The 19,780-nt window shown below is 68.7% G+C and carries 16 protein-coding genes; 4 read left to right on the top strand and 12 right to left on the bottom strand.

All coding sequences use genetic code 11. The annotated features are described in order from the left end of the window. Window positions 1–25: 25 nt before the first annotated feature. The 6 genes from NS4_RS28505 to NS4_RS28480 all read right to left on the bottom strand — a co-directional run bounded on the left by NS4_RS28505 (window position 26) and on the right by NS4_RS28480 (window position 8,234). Window positions 26–829 carry a sirohydrochlorin chelatase gene (locus NS4_RS28505; RefSeq protein WP_063062589.1) on the bottom strand — a complete coding sequence of 268 codons (804 nt, stop codon included), beginning with the start codon at window positions 827–829 and terminating at the stop codon, window positions 26–28. Between the two features lie 59 nt (window positions 830–888). Continuing rightward, window positions 889–2,109, bottom strand: coding sequence for a uroporphyrinogen-III synthase (locus NS4_RS28500; RefSeq protein ID WP_063062575.1), 1,221 nt, complete (start codon window positions 2,107–2,109; stop codon window positions 889–891). Continuing rightward, the gene (gene nirD, locus NS4_RS28495; protein WP_063062574.1) at window positions 2,106–2,504 is read right to left on the bottom strand and encodes a nitrite reductase small subunit NirD; all 399 of its coding nucleotides are present in this window, start codon (window positions 2,502–2,504) and stop codon (window positions 2,106–2,108) included. Before nirD ends, NS4_RS28500 begins: the two co-directional genes overlap by 4 nt. 116 nt (window positions 2,505–2,620) lie before the next feature. Further along, entirely contained in the window at window positions 2,621–5,149 is a 2,529-nt protein-coding gene (gene nirB, locus NS4_RS28490; protein ID WP_063062573.1) for a nitrite reductase large subunit NirB, read from the bottom strand. Between the two features lie 24 nt (window positions 5,150–5,173). Further along, on the bottom strand, window positions 5,174–6,646 hold the full coding sequence (locus NS4_RS28485) for a nitrate/nitrite transporter (protein WP_063062588.1): 1,473 nt from the start codon (window positions 6,644–6,646) through the stop codon (window positions 5,174–5,176). A 325-nt stretch (window positions 6,647–6,971) separates the two neighbouring features. Next, complete coding sequence (locus tag NS4_RS28480) at window positions 6,972–8,234, bottom strand: MFS transporter (RefSeq protein WP_063062572.1); 1,263 nt, start codon at window positions 8,232–8,234, stop codon at window positions 6,972–6,974. A 65-nt stretch (window positions 8,235–8,299) separates the two neighbouring features. On the opposite strand from NS4_RS28480, the gene NS4_RS28475 reads away from it, so the two are divergent. Together NS4_RS28475 and NS4_RS28470 are read left to right on the top strand one after the other, a co-directional pair. Beyond that, window positions 8,300–8,968, top strand: coding sequence for a FadR/GntR family transcriptional regulator (locus NS4_RS28475; protein WP_063062571.1), 669 nt, complete (start codon window positions 8,300–8,302; stop codon window positions 8,966–8,968). Window positions 8,969–9,172: 204 nt separating this feature from the next. Continuing rightward, window positions 9,173–10,663 carry an MFS transporter gene (locus NS4_RS28470; RefSeq protein WP_063062570.1) on the top strand — a complete coding sequence of 497 codons (1,491 nt, stop codon included), beginning with the start codon at window positions 9,173–9,175 and terminating at the stop codon, window positions 10,661–10,663. 149 nt (window positions 10,664–10,812) lie between these two features. On the opposite strand, the gene NS4_RS28465 is transcribed toward NS4_RS28470, so the two are convergent. From NS4_RS28465 to NS4_RS28455, 3 genes are all read right to left on the bottom strand, one after another. Then, entirely contained in the window at window positions 10,813–11,667 is an 855-nt protein-coding gene (locus tag NS4_RS28465) for a TIGR02569 family protein (RefSeq protein WP_281220035.1), read from the bottom strand. A 166-nt stretch (window positions 11,668–11,833) separates the two neighbouring features. Beyond that, complete coding sequence (gene moeZ, locus NS4_RS28460) at window positions 11,834–13,015, bottom strand: adenylyltransferase/sulfurtransferase MoeZ (protein WP_063062569.1); 1,182 nt, start codon at window positions 13,013–13,015, stop codon at window positions 11,834–11,836. Window positions 13,016–13,200: 185 nt separating this feature from the next. After that, entirely contained in the window at window positions 13,201–14,253 is a 1,053-nt protein-coding gene (locus tag NS4_RS28455; protein WP_245665805.1) for a DUF3152 domain-containing protein, read from the bottom strand. Window positions 14,254–14,482: 229 nt separating this feature from the next. Here NS4_RS28455 and fasR point away from each other — a divergent pair, with 229 nt between their 5' ends. Continuing rightward, the gene (gene fasR, locus NS4_RS28450; RefSeq protein WP_030523399.1) at window positions 14,483–15,139 is read left to right on the top strand and encodes an HTH-type transcriptional activator FasR; all 657 of its coding nucleotides are present in this window, start codon (window positions 14,483–14,485) and stop codon (window positions 15,137–15,139) included. A 72-nt stretch (window positions 15,140–15,211) separates the two neighbouring features. Here the strand turns inward: fasR and NS4_RS28445 are convergent, their stop codons facing one another. The 3 genes from NS4_RS28445 to NS4_RS28435 form a co-directional block, all read right to left on the bottom strand. Next, window positions 15,212–15,439 carry a DUF3107 domain-containing protein gene (locus tag NS4_RS28445; RefSeq protein ID WP_039826274.1) on the bottom strand — a complete coding sequence of 76 codons (228 nt, stop codon included), beginning with the start codon at window positions 15,437–15,439 and terminating at the stop codon, window positions 15,212–15,214. A gap of 319 nt (window positions 15,440–15,758) precedes the next feature. Further along, window positions 15,759–16,460 carry a ferritin-like fold-containing protein gene (locus NS4_RS28440; RefSeq protein ID WP_063062568.1) on the bottom strand — a complete coding sequence of 234 codons (702 nt, stop codon included), beginning with the start codon at window positions 16,458–16,460 and terminating at the stop codon, window positions 15,759–15,761. Between the two features lie 41 nt (window positions 16,461–16,501). Further along, window positions 16,502–17,641, bottom strand: a complete 1,140-nt coding sequence (locus NS4_RS28435; RefSeq protein WP_369690232.1) for an alpha/beta hydrolase — start codon at window positions 17,639–17,641, stop codon at window positions 16,502–16,504. A 526-nt stretch (window positions 17,642–18,167) separates the two neighbouring features. On the opposite strand from NS4_RS28435, the gene NS4_RS28430 reads away from it, so the two are divergent. Beyond that, a partial coding sequence (locus NS4_RS28430) for a DEAD/DEAH box helicase (RefSeq protein WP_245665813.1) occupies window positions 18,168–19,780 on the top strand: 1,613 nt, incomplete at its 3' end.

Genomic DNA, 19,780 nt, shown 5'->3' with positions numbered 1-19,780 from the left:
CACCGCGGGAGCAGCGGCACCGCGATCAGCGCACTCGTTGCCGGTCTACGTGCCGGACAGCGCCGCGGTAGCGGTCCACGATCAGCCGGACCACGGCCGGATGGATCCCGATCGGCTCGGCCACCCCGGTCGCGCCCGCCTGGTGCAGCCGCTCGTGGAAGAGTCCGTGGGCGAGCAGATAGGAGGCGATGAACACCCGCTCCTGTCCGCTCTCCCGCAGCTGCGCCACGACTTCGGGTACGCGGGGCGCCCCGGTGGCGACGTAGGCGGTGCGTACCGGAGTCGCGAGCTGTGCGGTGAGCATGGCGGCGGCGCGGCGCACATCGGTGCGGGCGCGCGGGTCCGAGGAGCCCGCGGCCGCGAAGACGACGGCGTCGCCGGGCCGCCAACCGGCCGCCCGCAGCCGGAGGGCCATGATGCGGGCCAGTGCGGGGTCGGGACCCATTGCCGCGGTAACGGTCACCGCGGGATGGCCGCTATCGGCCACCTCGCGGGGTACGTCCTGGTAGACGTGATATCCGGAGGCCAGAAAAGCCGGGACCACCACGGCCGGAACGGAACCGCCGGTCACCACGGCCCGGGCGGCCAGATCCCGCAGCACCTCGGCGGGCGAGGGACCCAGCACATCGACGAACGCCGTGCGCACGACCGGGTCCGCATCGGGTCCCGCCGTCGGCCCGGGCATGCAACCGCAGTTCACGTAACCGGGCGCGCCGGGCGGTGTGGTGACGCGGCGGCCGGACGCAGCGGGATGGACGCAGCGGCCGTCCGCAGCGCCGGGCCGCCGGTCCAGTTCGTGTCCGACCGCTTCGGCCAGCGCGGCGATCATCTGCACACCCTTGGCACTGCGAGTGCCGTGCGCGACCAGCACCAGCGCGGGCGGCGGCCTCACCCCGGCACCACCGTCCGGACATAGCGCGGGTTGCGCGCCGGGGCCGCGGCCGGTTGCGCCGTATCGGCATTGTTGTCGGTGCATTCGGCCGGATCCATGGCCAGCCGGTACCCGCGCTTGACCACGGTCTGGATCGCTTTGGGCGTGCCCAGACCCGCCCGCAGCCGCGCGATCGCGGTCTCCACCGCGTGCGTATCGTCGCCGCCGCCGGGCAGCGCCGCCAGCAGATCTTCGCGGGAGACCACCCGGCCGGGCTGGCGGGCCAGTGAGCGCATCAGCGCCATGGGCGCCGGGGCGAGCTGTTTCACCGTGCCGTCCACCACCACACACGCGCCGCGCACGCTGATGGTGTGGCCGGCGGCATTGATCCGGCCGGCCCGGCGCGGAAGTTCCTCCGCGACGTGGCGGGCCAGCGCGCCCAGCCGGGCCCGGCCGGGCATCGTGGTGGGGACACCGAGTTCCTCGAGCGGGGCCGCGGTGATGGGGCCGACGCAGGCCGCCGGTACCCGGCTGCGCAACGCGTGCAACACCCCCTCCAGAACTCCGGTTTCCTTGGCACGCATCAGCAGCGACGCGACGGCCGGGGCGCTGGTGAAGGTCACACAGTCGATCGCGGAGGTCACGATGGCCTCGATCAACTGATCCATCGGACCGCGGTCGGCGGGCGGTTCCCACCGGTACACCGGTACGGGCACCACATCGGCTCCCGCACATCGCAAGACTTCGCAGAAGTCGGGGATCGGTTCCCATTCGGTGGTGGCGCCGTGCAATTGGACCGCGATCCGCACACCTTCGACGCCTTCGGCGAGCAGATGATCCAATACCTCGGCCGAGGACTCCGACGCCGGCGACCACTCCTCGCGCAGTTCGGCGGCCCGGATCGCGCCTTTGGCCTTCGGGCCCCGGGCCAGCATCCGGGTACCGCCCAGGGTCGCTCGCAACTGTTCGGCCAGGCCCCAGCCCTCGGCGGCCTCCATCCAGCCACGGAAACCGATACCGGTGGTGGCCACGGCGATCTGCGGCGGATCGGCCACCAGCTCGCCGGTCACCCGTTCCAGTTCGGTGTCGTCGGCGAGCGGGATGATCCGGATGGCCGGTGCGGACACGATCGAGGCACCGCGGCGGGTGAGCAGCGTGGCGAATTCCTCGGCCCGCCGGGCCGCGGTGATACCGATCGTGAAACCGGCCAGCGAGGTGTTCGTCTCGGGAACTGTCATACCGGGCAGCCGTCCGGGGCCACCGTCACGGGCCGGTCCGAGATCGACACCTGTCCGTCGTCCACGCGCACGGAATATACCGGCAGGCGCATTGTGGCGTCGTCCAGGCACCGGCCGTCGAGCAGGGAGAAGGCCTGCTTCAGCAGCGGTGACGTGACCACCGGCTCACCGCCACGGTCGCCGACGATACCGCGCGACATCACCGCCGCCCGGCCGAACGGATCGATATTGCCGACCGCGTACAACGTGCCCTCGGGCAACAGGAACAGGGCCGCTTGGGCCCCGCCCGCCAGCAGCACCGCCACACCGCGGCCGGGGATCAGGTATTCGAGCGGGCACGCCCGGGTCCACCCGGTGGTGGCCGGAACAACTACTGGGGTATCGATCACGGTCATAGGTGTTCTCCTCCACACGCCGTTACCCATTGGTACCGGCGGCCTGTTTCCTGACGGTTAAGCCGTCATTTCTCATGCGTAGCGACCGGCGCTGCCACCCGGCACGCCCTGCGTGGTCACGCTCCGCTACCTCCTCCGGGCATGCCGGGCAGGCCGAGCAGGACCGGGACCTTGCGCTCGCCGCTGTCATCGAAGGCGATGGTGGGGTCGGCCTCGGCCGGGGCGTTGACGAACGAGACGAACCGCGAAAGCTTCTCCTCGTCGTCGAGGACCGCGGCCCATTCGTCGCGGTAACCGGCCACATGGTCGGCCATCGCCTGCTCCAGATCGGCGGCGATCCCGAGGCTGTCCTCGCACACCACCTCGCGCACGTAGTCGATACCGAGGTCCTCCTGCCACGGCGCGGTGCGCTGCAGCCGGTCCGCGGTGCGGATGTAGAACATCAGATAGCGGTCGATATAGGCGATGAGGGTCTCGTCGTCGAGGTCGCCCGCGAGCAGGACCGCGTGTTTGGGGGTCAGGCCGCCGTTACCGCCCACATAGAGATTCCATCCGTTCTCGGTGGCGATGACGCCCACATCCTTGCCGCGGGCCTCGGCGCATTCCCGGGCGCAACCGGATACGGCCAGTTTCAGTTTGTGCGGCGAACGCAGCCCCCGGTAACGCTTCTCCAGCAGTACGGCCATGCCGACCGAATCCTGCTGGCCGTACCGGCACCAGGTGGAACCGACGCAACTCTTCACCGTGCGCAGCGATTTACCGTACGCGTGGCCCGATTCCATACCGGCGTCCACCAGGCGCTTCCAGATGAGTGGCAGCTGTTCCACCCGCGCGCCGAACAGGTCGATCCGCTGCCCGCCGGTGATCTTGGTGTAGAGACCGAATTCCCTGGCGACCTCACCGATCACGATCAGCTGTTCCGGGGTGACCTCGCCGCCGGGCATCCGCGGCACCACCGAGTAGGTGCCGTTCTTCTGCATATTGGCCAGGAAGTGATCGTTGGTGTCCTGCAGCGCGGCCTGTTCGCCCTCCAGGATGTGATCGCTGGAAGTGGAGGCCAGAATCGAGGCGACCGTCGGCTTGCAGATATCGCAGCCGGTCCCCCGGCCGTGGCGGGCGATGAGCTCGGAGAAGGTACGGATACCGGTCGCCTGCACGATCCGGAACAGTTCGGCGCGCGACTGCTCGAAGTGCTCGCACAGCGCCTTGGACATCTCGACGCCGGACTGTTCGAGCACCTTCTTGATCATCGGCACACAACCGCCGCAGGAGGTGCCGGCCTTGGTGCAGGCCTTGATGGCCGGGATATCGCAGGCGCCCTCGGCGATGGCGCCGCAGATGGCCCCCTTGCTCACATCGTTGCAGGAGCAGATCTGGGCTTCGTCGGGCAGCGCGTCGGCACCCAGTTCCGCCCCGGCCGGGGAGATGAGCGCGGCCGGTTCGGCCGGTAGCGGCCGGCCCACCAGCGGGCGCAGCGCGGCGTACTGGGTGGCATCGCCGACCAGGATGCCGCCCAGCAGGGTCTGCGCGTCGTCGGAGATCACCAGTTTCGCGTAGGTGCCCCGGGCGGCGTCGTGCAGCACCACCGACAGCGCGCCCTCGGTTCTGCCGTGCGCGTCGCCGAAGCTCGCCACATCCACCCCGAGCAGTTTGAGCTTGGTGGACATATCGGCGCCGGGGAACTCACCGGCACCACCCAGCAGACGGTCGGCCACGATCTCGGCAGTGCTGTAGCCGGGCGCCACCAGCCCGTAGCAGACCCCTTCGATCGCGGCGCATTCCCCGATGGCGTAGATATTCGGATCCGAGGTGGCCAGGCCCAGATCGGTGATCACGCCACCGCGCGGGCCGACCTCGAGCCCGGCTTCGCGGGCGAGCTCGTCACGCGGGCGGACCCCCGCGGAGAACACCACCAGCGCGGCATCGATCACGGTGTCGTCGGACAGGGTGACCCGCAACCGTTCGGCCGGGCCGGCGGCCGCGTCGCGTTCGATCCCGGCGGTCCCGACCCCGGTGTGCACCCGCAACCCCAGGTCGGTGACCAGTTTCTCCAGGATCGCGCCCCCGCCCTCGTCGATCTGGGCCGGCATCAGGCGGTCGTTGTACTCGACCACGTGCGGGGTGAGCCCGAGCAGGCGCAGCGCGTTGGCGGCCTCCAGCCCGAGCAGGCCACCGCCCACGACCACACCGTGGGCGCCCGGTCCGGCCGCGTCGGCCGCGGCCCGGATACCGTCCAGGTCCTCGATGGTCCGGTAGACGAAACATTCCTGGTGTTCGTGCCCCGGCACGGGCGGTACGAACGGGTAGGAACCGGTCGCCAGGACGAGCGCGTCGTAGTCGAGCACCTCACCGGAGGTGGTGGTGACCTTCTGGGCGTCTTTGTCGATGGCCTCGGCCCGCTGTCCGAGGCGCAGGTCGACCAGTTCGTCGCCGGCGTACTCGTTACCCGGCAGCGCCAGCGAGGCGGCGTCCCAGTTGCCGACGTAGGAGGACAGGCCGACCCGGTCGTAGGCGGCCGATTTCTCTTCGCCGAGCACGACGACCTGCCACTGCCCCGACTCGTCCCGGGCGCGGACGGCCTCGACGAACCGGTGCCCGACCATGCCGTGACCGGCGACGACGACTGTTCTGCGCTGTGCGTTCATGGTGTCCTCCGTGGAGATCCGGGGTCAGAGGGTCGCCGACGACCGGGCGGACCGGGACTCGGTGGGCCGGGAGTGGCGGGAATCGGATTCCGCCCGCCGGACCAGGGCCTCGGCCGCCGCGACGACTTCGTGGTCGCGGACCGGGGCGCCGGGGCGGCGCAGGAAAATCGCCCAGGTGACCAGGGCACAGGCGATGTAGAACACCGTGAACACCCAGAAGGCGGTGGTCGCGGACTGGGTCGAGGAGTACGACGACCGCAGCACCAGGTTGATGCCGAAACCGCCCAGGGCGCCGATGGCGCCGACGAATCCGATCAGCGCACCCGAGGTGTTCTGCGCCCAGGCGGCACGTGCGGCGGGGGTCGCGTCCAGACTGCGGGATTTGGCGTCGAAGACCGACGGGATGATCTTGGTGACCGATCCGTTGCCCAGTCCGGACAGGATGAACAGCGCCACGAAACCGGCCACCAGCGCGCCCAGCACCGGACCGGAGAAGCCCTTGTGCGAGCCGTCGGCAACCGTCGAGGCCGTGGCCACCGCGATCGCCGCGACCATCATGGCCGCGAAGGTGAACAGGGTGACCCGGCTGCCGCCGATCCGGTCGGCGAGTTTGCCGCCGTAGGGGCGGGCGATCGACCCGAGCAGCGGTCCGATGAAAGCGATCTGCGCGGCGTGCAGCGTGGCCTGGGCCGCGGTGTCCCCGCCGGCGACGAAACTGATCTGCAGTATCTGCCCGAACGCGAAGCTGTACCCGATGAAGGAACCGAAGGTGCCGATGTAGAGGAACGAAACCGCCCACGACTGCGGCACTTTCAACGCGGTGAGCATGAAGGACAGATCGGCCTTCTGGTTCGGCAGGTTGTCCATGAACAGCGCCGCGCCGAGTCCGGCGAGCACCACCAGCACCAGATAGGTCGCGCAGATGACCGAGGCGTACTCGTTGCCGAGGGTCGCGATGACCAGCAGCCCGAACAATTGGATGACCGGGACCCCGATATTGCCGCCACCGGCGTTCATCCCCAGGGCCCAGCCCTTGAGTCGTTGCGGGTAGAAGGCATTGATATTGGTCATCGAGGAGGCGAAATTGCCACCGCCCAGACCGGCGAACGCCGCGACGATCAGGTAGGTCGTATAGGAGGTCCCGGGCTGGTTCACGAAGTACAGGGTGAGCACGGCCGGCACCAGCAGTGCGGCGGCGCTGAACACGGTCCAGTTGCGACCGCCGAACCGGGCCGTGGCGACCGTGTACGGGATGCGCAGGAACGCGCCGACCAGCGTCGGCACGGCGACCAGGAAGAACTTGCCCGCCGCGTCGATCCCATAGGTTTCGGCCGGCATGAACAGCACCATGACCGACCAGATGGACCAGATCGAGAATCCGATGTGCTCGGCCACGACCGACCAGATCAGATTGCGTGTGGCGATCCTCTTACCGCCGGCCTCCCAGGCCGCGGTGTCCTCGGCGTCCCAGCGCTCCAGTTTCGGCCGCCGCCACATCACCGCCAGGGCGTTGCCGCGGCTTTCGGTCTGCGTGCTCAAAAGGGCCTCCCAACGTGGTTCGACCCCACGGTAGGAAACCGGTATTGCGAAAATGCTGCCCGAGATGACCGTCGAATCAACGGTTTCTCACGCGGTTCGCGGCACTCAGGTGAGCAGGCCGCCGATGTTAACTCGTGGTGTCATCGGCATTTCCGCCGGTGACGAAGTGCCCATATCCGCCGCGGAACGCGGTGAGGGCTGAGCCGATCATGACCCGCGTCACCTTCCGGCGCAACTCCGGGCGCCGGACCGGCCACCGAGGCGACGGCCCCGCGTCACCGGTTCAGCGCGGGGAGACGGTGTCCTCGAGCATCCGCGGTTTACACGCCTGCCAGGCGCCGGTCAGCAGCACCAGCACCGAGACACAGAGCAGCGCGAACGGGGCCGCCCACCCGCCGGTGACCGTGTGCAGCATGCCGAACACCAGCGGTCCCACACACGCCAGCGCGTAACCGACGCCCTGCGTGAAGCCCGACAGAGCGGCCGAACCGGCCGGAGTCCGGGTACGCAGATTGATGAGGGTGAGTGTCATCGGGAAGGTACTCGGGCCGAAACCGAGGATCGCCACCCACAGAACGGGCGCGCTCATGGGCGCGAAGAGCAGCCCGGCGAAGGCCACGAAGAAACAGGCGGCACAACCCACGACCACCGGATACGGGTTGGTGAGCCGGGCGGCCACCGTGGGCGCGGTGAGGGCGGCGACCAGTCCGACGAGGGCGAAGAGCGCCACCATCGAACCACCGAAGGCCGCGTCGGCACCGGCGTCGGCCAGGATCGTCGGCAGCCAGGTGAACACCGAGTAGGTGGTCAGCGAGGTCATCCCGAAGGTGGCCGCCATCCCCCAGGCCAGGGGCGAGCGCCATACCTTCGGGACCGGGGCGCTGCCGGGATCCGGCAGGCCCGTCGTGTCCGCCGCCGTCCGGCCGCGCCGGGTGCGCAGTACCCCGATCCAGGGGACGGCCGCCGCGAAGCCGAGCAGGGCCCATACCCCCAGAGAGACGCGCCAGCCGTGCGCTTGCGCCAGCGGCACCGCGACCAGCGCCGGCAGTACGGTACCGATCTGCACCATGGTGATGTAGAGCGCGCTGACCGTGGCGAGCCGGTCCGGGAAATAACGTTTGACCAGTGGCGGGACCACAATATTGCCGATCCCCATACCGCCGAGCGCGAGCGCGGAGAACAACAGCAGTTCGACCGTCCCAGAGACGAGGACACGCACGAGCATGCCCGTCCCCGCCGCCGCCATCGCGAGCAGCGCCGTCCGCTCCAGCCCGAGCCGGCGGGCCAGCAGCGGCGCCAGTAGGCCGGTCACCGAGAACATGAGGGTCGGGATCATCCCGAAGACACCGACGACGGCGGTGGAGTAGCCGATATCGCGCCCGATGTCCTCGGCGAGCGGTGTGAAGGCGGTGACGGCCACCCGGAGCACGAGCGCGGACATGACTATTGCCGCGAGTACCAGTAAGCGGCCTTCGATCAGTTTGCGTTTCCGCTGCTCGAGAGGTGGATCGGCCGCTTGGGTGGTCTCGGGCAGCGCAGCAGTCACCGCAAAATCATAGGATGACCCTATGACCAGGGCAACCAGATTGTGATGGGCGGTACTCTGTTGCCGTGCAAAGCGTGCGCCGCACCAGTCTCATCGCCCAGGTAACCGAGCAACTCAAAGAAGATATCCGCTCGGGACGCTGGCCGATCGGGACGCGGATCCCCACCGAGCCCGAATTGGCCGAACTCACCGGCACCGGCCGCAACACCCTACGCGAGGCCGTCCAGGCGCTGGTCCATGCCGGCATGCTGGAACGGCGGCAGGGTTCCGGTACCTATGTCATCGCCACCTCCGAGGTGGGCGGGACACTGACCAAATATTTCGCTGAAGCCGCCGAACGCGATGTCCTGGAATTACGCCACGGACTCGAGGCCACCGCCGCCGCGCTGGCCGCCCACCGGCGCGACGACACCGATATCGCCACCCTGCGCCGGCTGCTCGACGACCGCAACCGGCTGTGGCGGGTGGATCGGGCCGCGGCCATCGAGGCCGATGTCCAACTACACCGGGCGATCGTGCTCGCCAGCGGCAACGCCGTGTACATCGAGTTCTACGACTCGTTGCTGGGCTACATCGAGTCCGGGATCCGTTCGCGCACCGACCGGATCGACAGCTGGTACGCCGCCGAACATCGCGAACTGGTACAGGCCATCATCGACGGTGACGCCGAAAAGGCCGCCCGCACCACCCGATGCTTCCTCGACACCCTGCTGGCCGATTACCGCGACCACTGACGGGTTCCATCGAGGTTACGGACCGATCACCCGGGTGCGGCTGTGCCGTGAGCGGGATTTGTGGCGATCGTCATTGCGCGCCACGTGGTGGAAACACCCGGCTCCTAGCGTTTTCTCACGTCACGACACCACACTCGACCGCCCGACTGCCGCAGCCGGGCGCCCCGGTCCGGGGGGCGTCGAGTAACGACGAGAGGGGCGCCGATGACCGCGACAGCCGACACCGGCCGGCAACCACCCGAGACCGCAACGACTTTCGTCCACCAGCGCCGGGGTCGCTGGATCGACCGGTGGGAACCGGACAACGAGCGGTTCTGGAAATCCGGCGCCGACCGCACCGCCAAGAAGAACTTGCTGTTCTCGGTGTTCGCGGAGAACCTCGGATTCAGTATCTGGGTCCTGTGGGCCAGCGTCGTGACCGGAATGGGCGCTGCCGGATTCGCATTCCTGGACGGGCTCGGCAAAGGTGACCCGGTCGCGGTCGGCAATGCCCTGCTGCTCACGTCCATTCCCACGCTGGTCGGTTCGACCCTGCGCATTCCCTACACCTTCGCCATCCCTCGGTTCGGCGGACGGGCCTTCACGGTGTTCAGCGCCGCGATGCTGCTCGTCCCCGTCGTCGGCCTGATCGTCTTCGTCAACCAGCCCGGCACGCCCCTGTGGGTTTTCGTGGTCCTGGCCGCGCTGTCCGGTTTCGGTGGCGGCAATTTCTCGTCGTCGATGGCCAATATCTCGTTCTTCTTCCCCGACGGGAAGAAGGGTGCGGCGCTCGGGATCAATGCCGCGGGCGGCAATCTCGGTGTCGCCCAGACCCAGCTGCTGGTGCCGCTGCTGATCACCCTCGGCACCCATCTCACCGCGAAGGACGCGGCCGGATACCGCTTCGGGATCACCCTGGCGGTGCTGGTGTGGATTCCGTTCATCCTGGCCGCCGCGTTCGGCGCGCTGCGGTACATGGACAGCCTGTCCACCGCGAAATCCGACGGACGGTCCTACAAACCCGCGCTGACCAATCACCACACCTGGGTGATGGCGTTTCTCTACATCGGTACCTTCGGCTCGTTCATCGGATTCTCGTTCGCCTTCCCGACACTCATCAAGGCCAACTTCCCGGATCTGGCGAGCATCGGCTGGATCACCACCCTCGGCAATCTCGCGTTCCTCGGCGCCCTCGTCGGCTCCTTCTCCCGGCCGTTCGGCGGCTGGCTCTCCGACAGACTGGGCGGCGGCGCGAAGATCACCATCGCCGTATTCGGCGGGATGGCCGTCGCGGTCGCACTCATCATGGCCGCGCTCGAGATGAAGAGTTTTCCGCTCTACCTGCTCGCCTTCCTCATGCTCTTCGTGCTGACCGGTATCGGTAACGGCTCCACCTACCGGATGATCCCGTCCATCTTCGGCGCCGAGGCCAAGAAGTACGCCTCCGAGCACGGTCTGGAGCCGGCGGAGGGGGCGGCCTCGGCGAAGCGGCAGGCGGGCGCGGCCATAGGGGTCATCGGGGCGGTCGGTGCCTTCGGCGGTTTCGTGCTACAGCAGGCACTGCGCCTGTCCAATACCCATTTCGGCACCATGGCGCCCGCGTTCTGGGCCTACGCTGCCACGTTCCTGGTGATGGCCGGGGTCACCTGGTGGTTCTACCGCCGCGCCTCGTTCGCGGTGGGCCGGGTGCCCTCGCTGGCGTACGCCAACGTCTGAGGGCTCCGCAGCCAGGGCAGGGCCCGGCCGGTTCGATACCGGCCGGGCCCTCACTCATCTCGGGTCCCGCGTGGAGCGGACGAGGCCCAGAGCCTGTCCGACATCTCGGATTGCCGGGTTCGGATCGGTGGGCCGGGGCAGGCACGCTGTCACAGCAGGAATCGCACCATATCCGCCGTCCGGACCAACCCCGGCAGCGCTTCCGGTGTGGACCGCGGATGCAGCACATGGACCGCCAGCCGGAACATCACCGCGCGCAACAACATCTGCGGCCATTCCGGCAGGTCGGACCAGCGTTCGAGCAGCCCGTCATCGGCCCCACCCCACGACAGCGCGTCCACCACGACCACGCCCGCCGCCCACGCCGGTGGCCGCCAGTACGGGGTCAGATCGGTGAGCGCGGGTGTCTGCGCCCCGGCGAACAGCACGGTGCCGAACAGGTCGCCGTGCACCAGCTGCGGCGGCGTCCGCACGGGTTTGCGCAGCGTGGCCAGCTGACCGATCAGTTCCAGGCTGTGCCGTCCGTCGGGCGAGTTCTCCATCACCGCGCCCGCCGCGCGCAGCGTCCGCAGCGGCACGGCCTCCCACGCAGCCCGGTCCGCGGCGACGAAAACGTCCACGTCCAGCCAGGGTGTGACGGGTGGCTGGGAGAGGAAGCGGGGCCGCTCGAGAGTCGCGGTGGCCTTGTGCAGTCGCAGCGAAACCGATACCACCTCGTCGTGCCGCGGTTCGGGACAGCCCGACATATACGTGTCGCATCGCCAGCCCGACACCACGTACCGGCCGTCGGTGGCCCGCACCGGGCGGGCCACCCGCACCCCGTCCACCCGCAGGCTCTCCCGAACCTTCGCCGACCAGGCCGCGCGCGCATGGTCGGCGACGGGGCTGAGCACCACATCACCGAGGCGCCAGCCACCCTCCCAGTCGCCCAGAGCGACGGGGGTCATTTCCCGCAGACCGTACGTGGCCCGCACATGTTCGGGGGGTTCGACAGTGGTGGTCACGGCCGTACCGTACTCCCGCCACCGGGCCCGGGTATCGCGCCACACCGTGTCGTAGCAGTGCCGCGACACACCGCGACCGTCCTCGGTCACATACCGCGCGCGGGGACCGGAGCCGCCGCCCGCGCGCGGCTCACGCGCAGGTCAGCGGCCTGTTTCGCGCGGCGGCTCAGTACACCGGCAGCGAGGGGTCGACCTGGTGCGCCCAAGCGATCACGCCGCCCTGTAGATGCGTGGCGTCGGCGAACCCGGCCCGTTTGAGCGCGGCCAGCGCCTCGGCCGACCGGATACCCGTCTTGCAGTGCAGCACGATCTTGCGGTTCTGCGGCAGTTCGGCCAGTGCCTCCCCCGAGAGGATGCGATCCTTCGGGATCAGCGTCGCGCCCTCGATGTGCACGATGTCCCATTCCACCGGTTCACGCACATCGATCAACTCCACATCACCGGCGTCCAGCAGTTCCTTGAGCTCACGTGCGGTCACGGTGGAACCGGCGGCCGCGGCCTGCCCCTCCTCGGACACCACACCGCAGAACGCCTCGTAGTCGATCAGTTCGGTGATCGGCTGCCGCGCGGGATCGCGGCGCAGCTTGATGGTCCGGTAGCTCATATCGAGTGCGTCGTACACCATGAGCCGGCCCAGCAGCGGGTCACCGATACCGGTGATCAGTTTGATGGCCTCGGTCACCATGACCGAACCGATGGACGCGCACAGCACGCCCAGCACGCCGCCCTCGGCGCAGGAGGGAACCATTCCGGGCGGCGGGGCCTCCGGGTACAGATCCCGGTAGTTGATCCCGCGACCGTCCGGGGCGTCCTCCCAGAACACCGAGACCTGGCCCTCGAACCGGTAGATCGAGCCCCAGACGTACGGTTTGCCGGCCAGCACCGCGGCATCGTTGACCAGGTAGCGGGTCGCGAAGTTGTCGGTACCGTCCAGAATCAGGTCGTATTCGGCGAAGAGCGCCACCGCGTTCTCCGGCTCCAGCCGGATCTTGTGCAAGCGCACATCGATCCCGGAGTTGATCTCCAGAATGGAATCGCGGGCGCTGTCGGCCTTGGGGCGGCCGATATCGGATTCACCGTGGATGACCTGCCGCTGCAGATTCGAGGCATCGACCTCGTCGAACTCGACGATGCCCAGGGTGCCCACGCCGGCGGCGGCCAGGTACAGCAGGGCCGGAGAACCCAGCCCGCCGGCGCCGATCACGAGCACCTTCGCGTTCTTCAGCCGTTTCTGCCCGTCCATCCCGAGGTCGGGGATGATCAGGTGACGGCTGTAACGGGCGACCTCGTCCCTGGTCAGCTCGGCGGCGGGCTCCACAAGTGGGGGCAGGGACTGCGGTGATGACACGTCTTCGAACTCCTCGTATCGAAATAGCCGGATGTGGGTGTGCGGGGTGCGTACGGCGGTGACCCGTGGCCGCTGTGACCCGCACCCACACCGGCGTAGGTTCCCTGTACAACGCCGGCGCGCGAGCCATTCTTCCCGGGCCGGCGCCGGTCCCCGGCGGCGGACCCGGGTGCACCGGGGCCCGCTCAGCCGCGCGGATACGGCCAGGGGTTGAAGCGGCAGGTCTTGCCGTCCATCGGCACCACCCCGTACGGATCCAGGACGGCGATCTCGTTGTTGGCGGTGCCGAAGGTCTGCTGCATCATCACCGGGGCCAGACCGCCCTCGCTCTCGCAAGGCTGATGCTCGTGATAGCCGATGGCGTGCCCGACCTCGTGGTTGACAAGATACTGCCGGTAGGAGCCGATATCGCCGTCGAACGCCGGAGCCCCGCGTACCCAGCGCGCCTCCGACAGCACCACCCGGGCGCGATCGGAGTTGTAGCACGAGGAATCGATCGGGATATCGAATCCGCAGACTTCGCGGGTGGTCGCGCGGGCGGTGAGCGAGATCCGGAAATCCGGCTCTCCGCGATCGATGCGCTGGAAGGCGAACTTGCGGTCGTGCACCCAGCTCTTCGGATTACCCAGCGTGGAATCGACCATCCGGGCCACCGATTCGTCGCCGCCGAAATTACGCGTGTCGATGCCGTTCTCGATTTCGACGGTGTAGGTGAAGGTGTACTGCTCACCCGCGCCGATTCGGGCGGAGGTGCCCGGCACTATCCGCCAGGTGCCCATACCCGTCTCGGTGAACTTCCCGCCCGCGGGCAGCGCCCCGATCGGCAGATCCTCGGGGAAGGTCCCGTCGCCCGGCGGTGCGCCGATGACTCCCGCACTGGCCGGCGGCGGACCCAACGCCCCGAAACCGGGATCGATCGGATCCACGGGGCCTCCACGACCGGTGCGCACCGCGTCGACCACGACGAACACCGTCAGCGCCAGCAGGACCGGCAATGCGTACACCCGCCACCCGTATCTGGATACGACGTGACGCAGCCGCCGCGGTCGCCGCCCGGCCGCGAGCGGGGCGGCGGACGGCGGATCACCCTCCGGGTCCCGGCGCGCGCGTAACGGCTCCCGGGATCCGTCGTCGTGCGATATCGCCATCGCCGCCCCCGCGGCGACCGCGACATCCGAATCCTGGGGGCGGTGCGCGCTGCGCCCGCCGCCGGAGGGGTTTTCCGGTCGGTCGGTCACGGCTCCAGACTCTCACAACCCGCCGTAACAGCCACAATGGAAGTACCCCCGGCGGCCGCGCCCCCCGGAGCCGCCGAGCCACTTTCGAGCATTCCCGAAGAGCACCATGCGGATCGGGGCCCATCCCGGGTTCGCCAACCCGGGTCGGCAACAGCATCGGAAGCGAGTATGGTGCTCGAAAGACCCGGTACACACCCCTTTGCCGGGGAATCGACTGGGAGATCCGAATATGACCGACCTCGTGGACCGGATGACGTCCCGCTCGTCGTCCGGCACCGCCCCCAAACGTGGCACCCGGCTTCCCCGTGACGAGCGGCGCCAGCAACTACTTGCCGCCGCCAGCGAGATCTTCGTACTACGCGGCTATCACGCCGCCGGTATGGACGAGATCTCCCAGTGCGCAGGCGTCAGCAAGCCGGTGCTGTATCAGCACTTCACCAGCAAGCTGGAGCTGTACCTGGCCGTCCTGCAGAACTATGTCGACATGCTGGTGTCGAGCGTGCGTCAGGCGCTGCGCTCCACCACCGACAACAAGCAGCGCGTGCGCGCGGCGGTCGCGGCCTACTACGACTTCGTCGACAATGAGATGCAGGGCTTCCGGCTGGTCTTCGAATCCGATCTCACCAACGAGCCCCAGGTCCAGCGCCGCGTCGAACAAGCCACCGAAGCCTGCGTGGACGCCGTCTACGACCTCGTCGCCCACGATTCCGGCCTCGACCCCTACCGGGCCCGCATCCTCGCGGTCGGTCTGGTCGGCGCGAGCCAGTTCACCGCCCGATACTGGCTGGAAGCCGACCGCCCCATTCCCAAGGACGAAGCGGTGGACACCACGGTCGCACTGGCCTGGGGCGGCCTCAAACACGTCCCCCTGCACCCGATCGGCTGAACTCCCGCCGACCCGGACACGACGAAGCCCCTGCCGGACCGGCAGGGGCTTCCGATCGTCGGGGCCCGGTCCTCAGACCGCGGCGAAGCCCACCCGGCCGCCGGTCACGGCCCCGATCTCCACATAGGCGACCTTGCCGGCCTGGATCAGGTACTTGCGGCCCTTCTCGTCGGCCAGCGCCAGGACCCCGCTGGTAGCGGCCAGCGCCTCGGAAACCAGAGCCTCGACCTCGTCCGGGCTCTGCGAGCTGGCGATGACGAGTTCACGCGGGCTATCCGAAATACCGATCTTGACCTCCACGGCCAACCTCCGAACCTAGAGTCCTGTGCTGTCCCAGTAAGGCTAGTTGAGCCGCCGGAGCCCGGACACACGACGGGGTGCGCTGTCAGCGAACAGTGTTTATGGCGGCGCCTCCGGCGCCGCGGGTCGGGGCCCTGTGACCCCGATTCTTCCCTCCTCCGCTCAGTCGCTGCGCTCCTTCGCTCCGTCGGTCCAGAATCGGGGGCGGGCCCCGACCACGGAGGTGGACCATCCGGAGTGGGAATGGAAGGGTTCTCAGGCGGGTGCCTCGACCGGCCCGGAGAGGCCCGAGTCACTGTCGTCCGGCCGGGTCGAAACGTCAGAGACCGAGTACCGCCATTCGTTCGGCGTGGGCGCTCTGCATATGTTCGAACAGCGTGGCGATCCCGTTGAGGTCTCCGGTGGCGGCCAGGACGAGTTCGGTGAGTTCGTCGCGCTGGGCCATCACATACTGGGCCTGGGTGATCGCTTCGCCGAGCAGACGGCGGCCCCACAGCGTCAGCCGGTCTCGTTCGGACCGGCTGGCCGCGACCGCGCGGCGGACCTCTTCCACGACGAATTCCGAATGGCCGGTGTCGGCGAGCACATCTCGCACCACGGCGGCCACATCCGGGCTAAGCGCACCGGCGATCTCCCGATAGAAGTCGGCGGCGATACCGTCACCGACGTGGAATTTGACCATCGACTCGAGCCAGGTGGACGGGTCGGTGGAGCGGTGGTAGTCGTCGAGCGCCCGGGTGAACGGAGCCATGGCCGCGTACACATCGGCGCCGCGCGCGCTCAGTGCCGCGTCCAGCCGTTCGAAATGCGCGAGTTCGGCCGCCGCCATCCGGGCCACCGCGACCTTGCCGCGCAGGGTGGGTGACAGCGTGGCTTCCTCGCTCAGCCGGTAGAACGCGGATATCTCGCCATAGGCGAGTACCGCGAACAGGTCGGTCACGCCGGCATGATCGGCAGGAATCGGCGAAGCCGACGAATCGCTCGCTGTAACACTCAGACCGGCCGGTGACTGTGCTCCCATGGAACTCCAGCGTAGTACGCCCGCGTTGCGCGATGCCGCGCTCACACGGGTGTTGTGAGGAACTTGTCCAGATAGTTCCAGGTCGTCGCGCGGGCGGTGGCACCGGTGAGTATGCCGAGATGTCCGCCGGGCGCGGTTTCGTAGTGGACCGCTTTCGCACCGGTGAGCGTTTTCAGTCCGTGCTCGACCGCACGGGCCGGAGTGATGACATCGGCGGGCCCGCCGACCAGCAGCACCGGGGCGATGATGTCGGCCAGGCGGACCGGCCCGCGCCCGAGATCGACCACACCGCGGCCGATTTCGTCGCGCAGCACCAGCCGGTTCCACAGCTGCTGGTACATGCGACCCGGGTAGCCGGGCATATCGGCCATGAAGCGGTCGATGGCCTCCATCCGGGCCAACGATTCGGTGCGGGCGAGGTTGCTGGCGACGAACCAGGGCCGTTTGACCTCTCGGTCCCAGGCGGTGATGCGGTACGCGAGCCGGGTCAGGGGGGCCGGAACACCGCCCACCGCGCGCAACGCCGCACCCACGGCATCGCCGGTGCCGGTGAGCCGGGCGGCCGCGGCGAGCTGCGGCGTCAGCGGCATCGCGCGGTAGTTCAGCGGCGCACCGATCGCGGTGATCGAACGCACCGGCAGATCGTTGTCCGCGGCCACGGTCAGCAGTGCCATGGTGCCGCCCAGCGACCAGCCGACCAGGTCCACCTCCGGCTCGCCGCCGGCGGCGGCCCGATCGGCGGCGGTGCGGCGGATCGCCTCGGGCAGGATGTCGTAGACCCAGTCGTCGAAGCCCATCCGGCGGTCGGCGTAGGTGATCTCGCCGTAGTCGATCACATACGGCGCGCGACCGGTCTCCAGCAGGAACTCCGCGAGACTCTGGCCCGGGCGCAGGTCGAAGCAGCTCGCGGGCGCGGCGAGCGGCGGCACCAGCAGTACCGCGGCCGCCGACGGGTCGGTGGTACCGGCGAGCAGGGCGGGTTCGAAACGGCGGAGCAGGCGATGCGGCCGGTCCCACAGCACCGACGACGGGGTGGGCCGGCGCCCTTCGACGCCGTCGCCGAAGGTCATGGCCCAGGCGTTGCGCGCGGCCCGCTCGACGGCCCGGGCCAGCTCACCGTCCGGATCCACCGCGCGGACGGCGCGATCGGCCAGGGCGATACCTCGGTCTGCGATGCTCACGGCACGAATCTCTCATAGATGTATATGGCGGTACCAGCTATGCCGGCTCCCGGCCGTTCGGGTGTGTGCCGAATCACTTACCGCGAATACCGGCTCCCGGGTGCGTGCGAACAGCTGCCGCACCGGGCGAAACGCTCTGCCACACAGCGCGGCTCACCCGGAGTGGTCATCGAAAAGATCAACATCCAGCGGATTTGCGCGAGCGCCTTTCGGAGCGCGGAACAATAGCACGCTACAATCGCGACGGACAACGGAAGAATTCAGCCGATCCATGAGAACCGGCAGCGCCGATAGTCGCGCACCGCCACGGTGCGTCGTGCGGTGGTCGAAGAATTCTCCGGGGTCCACGGAAAATGTGCGCGCACCAGATCCGCGTCACCGATGCGCTGCGCCGATGTCCGAGCTTCGCTGCCCCCATCGGGGCACCTGCCGACATCCGGCGGCGGCCCGGGTGAGTATCGCAGGGCGGATCCGTGGTCGTCGCGGACCGGCCGGTCCGCCCCACGCCTCGTGCGCGTGTAGCGCGATAACGAGGGAAGGCACGAACCTGAGCAAGATCACAGTTGAACCGGAACCCGGTCTGGCGGAGACGCTGCTGACAGCCGAGTTGGACTCCGCACACACCGCACCGACTTTCACCGAATTGGGAGTACGCGACGAAATCGTACGCGCGCTCGGTGAGATCGGTATCGAACGCACTTTCGCAATCCAGGAACTCACCCTGCCCCTGGCCCTGGCCGGGGAGGACCTCATCGGTCAGGCCCGTACCGGTATGGGCAAAACCTTCGGGTTCGGAGTTCCCTTGCTGCACCGGATCAGCAGCATCGAATCCGGGACCACGCCGCTGGACGGCACTCCGCGCGCCCTGGTCATCGTGCCGACGCGCGAACTGTGCATCCAGGTGACCCAGGACCTGGAGAACGCGGCGAAATACCTCACGAACCAGAAGGGGCCACTGCGGGTCACCTCGATCTACGGCGGTCGCCCCTACGAAGCGCAGATCGAGGCGCTGCGCGCCGGGGTCGACGTCGTGGTCGGCACACCGGGCCGCCTGCTCGACCTGGCCGATCAGCAGCACCTGATCCTCGGCAAAGTGGGCGTCCTGGTATTGGACGAGGCCGACGAAATGCTCGACCTGGGCTTTCTGCCCGATATCGAGCGCATTCTCGGCATGGTGCCGGACAAACGGCAGACCATGTTGTTCTCGGCGACCATGCCCGGTCCGATCATCACCCTGGCCCGCACTTTCCTCACTCGCCCAACTCATATCCGGGCAGAGGAACCCCATGACTCGGCGGTACACGATCGCACCGCACAATTCGTGTACCGGGCGCACGCGCTGGACAAGAGCGAACTGGTCGCACGGGTGCTACAGGCCGAGGGCCGGGGCGCCACCATGATCTTCACCCGCACCAAACGCACCGCGCAGAAAGTCGCCGACGAATTGGCCGAACGCGGATTCGCGGTCGGCGCGGTCCACGGCGATCTCGGGCAGATCGCGCGCGAGAAAGCGCTGGCGAAATTCCGGAAGGGCACCATCGATGTCCTGGTCGCGACCGATGTCGCGGCACGCGGTATCGATATCGATGATGTGACGCACGTCGTGAACTACCAGTGCCCGGAGGACGAGAAGACCTATGTGCACCGGATCGGCCGCACCGGCCGGGCCGGGCGCACCGGTGTCGCGGTCACCCTGATCGACTGGGACGAACTGACCCGCTGGGCGTCCATCGATGCCGCGCTCGGGCTGGGCATCCCCGACCCCGTGGAAACCTATTCACGCTCCCCGCACCTGTTCGCCGACCTGGGCATCCCGGAGGGCGTCACCGGCACCGTCGGGGCGCACAAGCCCCAGCGTGATCCCGATGCCGTGGTGGTCGAGCGGCCCGAGCGGGCACCGCGTAAGCGCAACCGCCGGCGCACGCGCGGCGGCAAACCGGTCGAGGCGGACGTGACCGCAACCTCGGCCGACGCGCCGGCCGGGACGGGTCCGGACGACGAGGCGCAGCCGGCCGAGGCACCCGCGCGGCGGCGACGCCGGCGGCGGCGTGCGGCCGATACCGAGTCCGGTGGACGCGAGGACAACGCTTCGGATGGATCCGAGGCGCCGGCGGCCGAGTCCGATCCCGCGGCGGCCGA

It is taken from the genome of Nocardia sienata NBRC 100364, assembly GCF_001613205.1.
Classification (GTDB): Bacteria; Actinomycetota; Actinomycetes; order Mycobacteriales; family Mycobacteriaceae; genus Nocardia; species Nocardia sienata.
The sequence above is the reverse complement of the archived record's forward strand: the minus strand, read 5'-3'. Positions and strand labels throughout refer to the sequence as shown.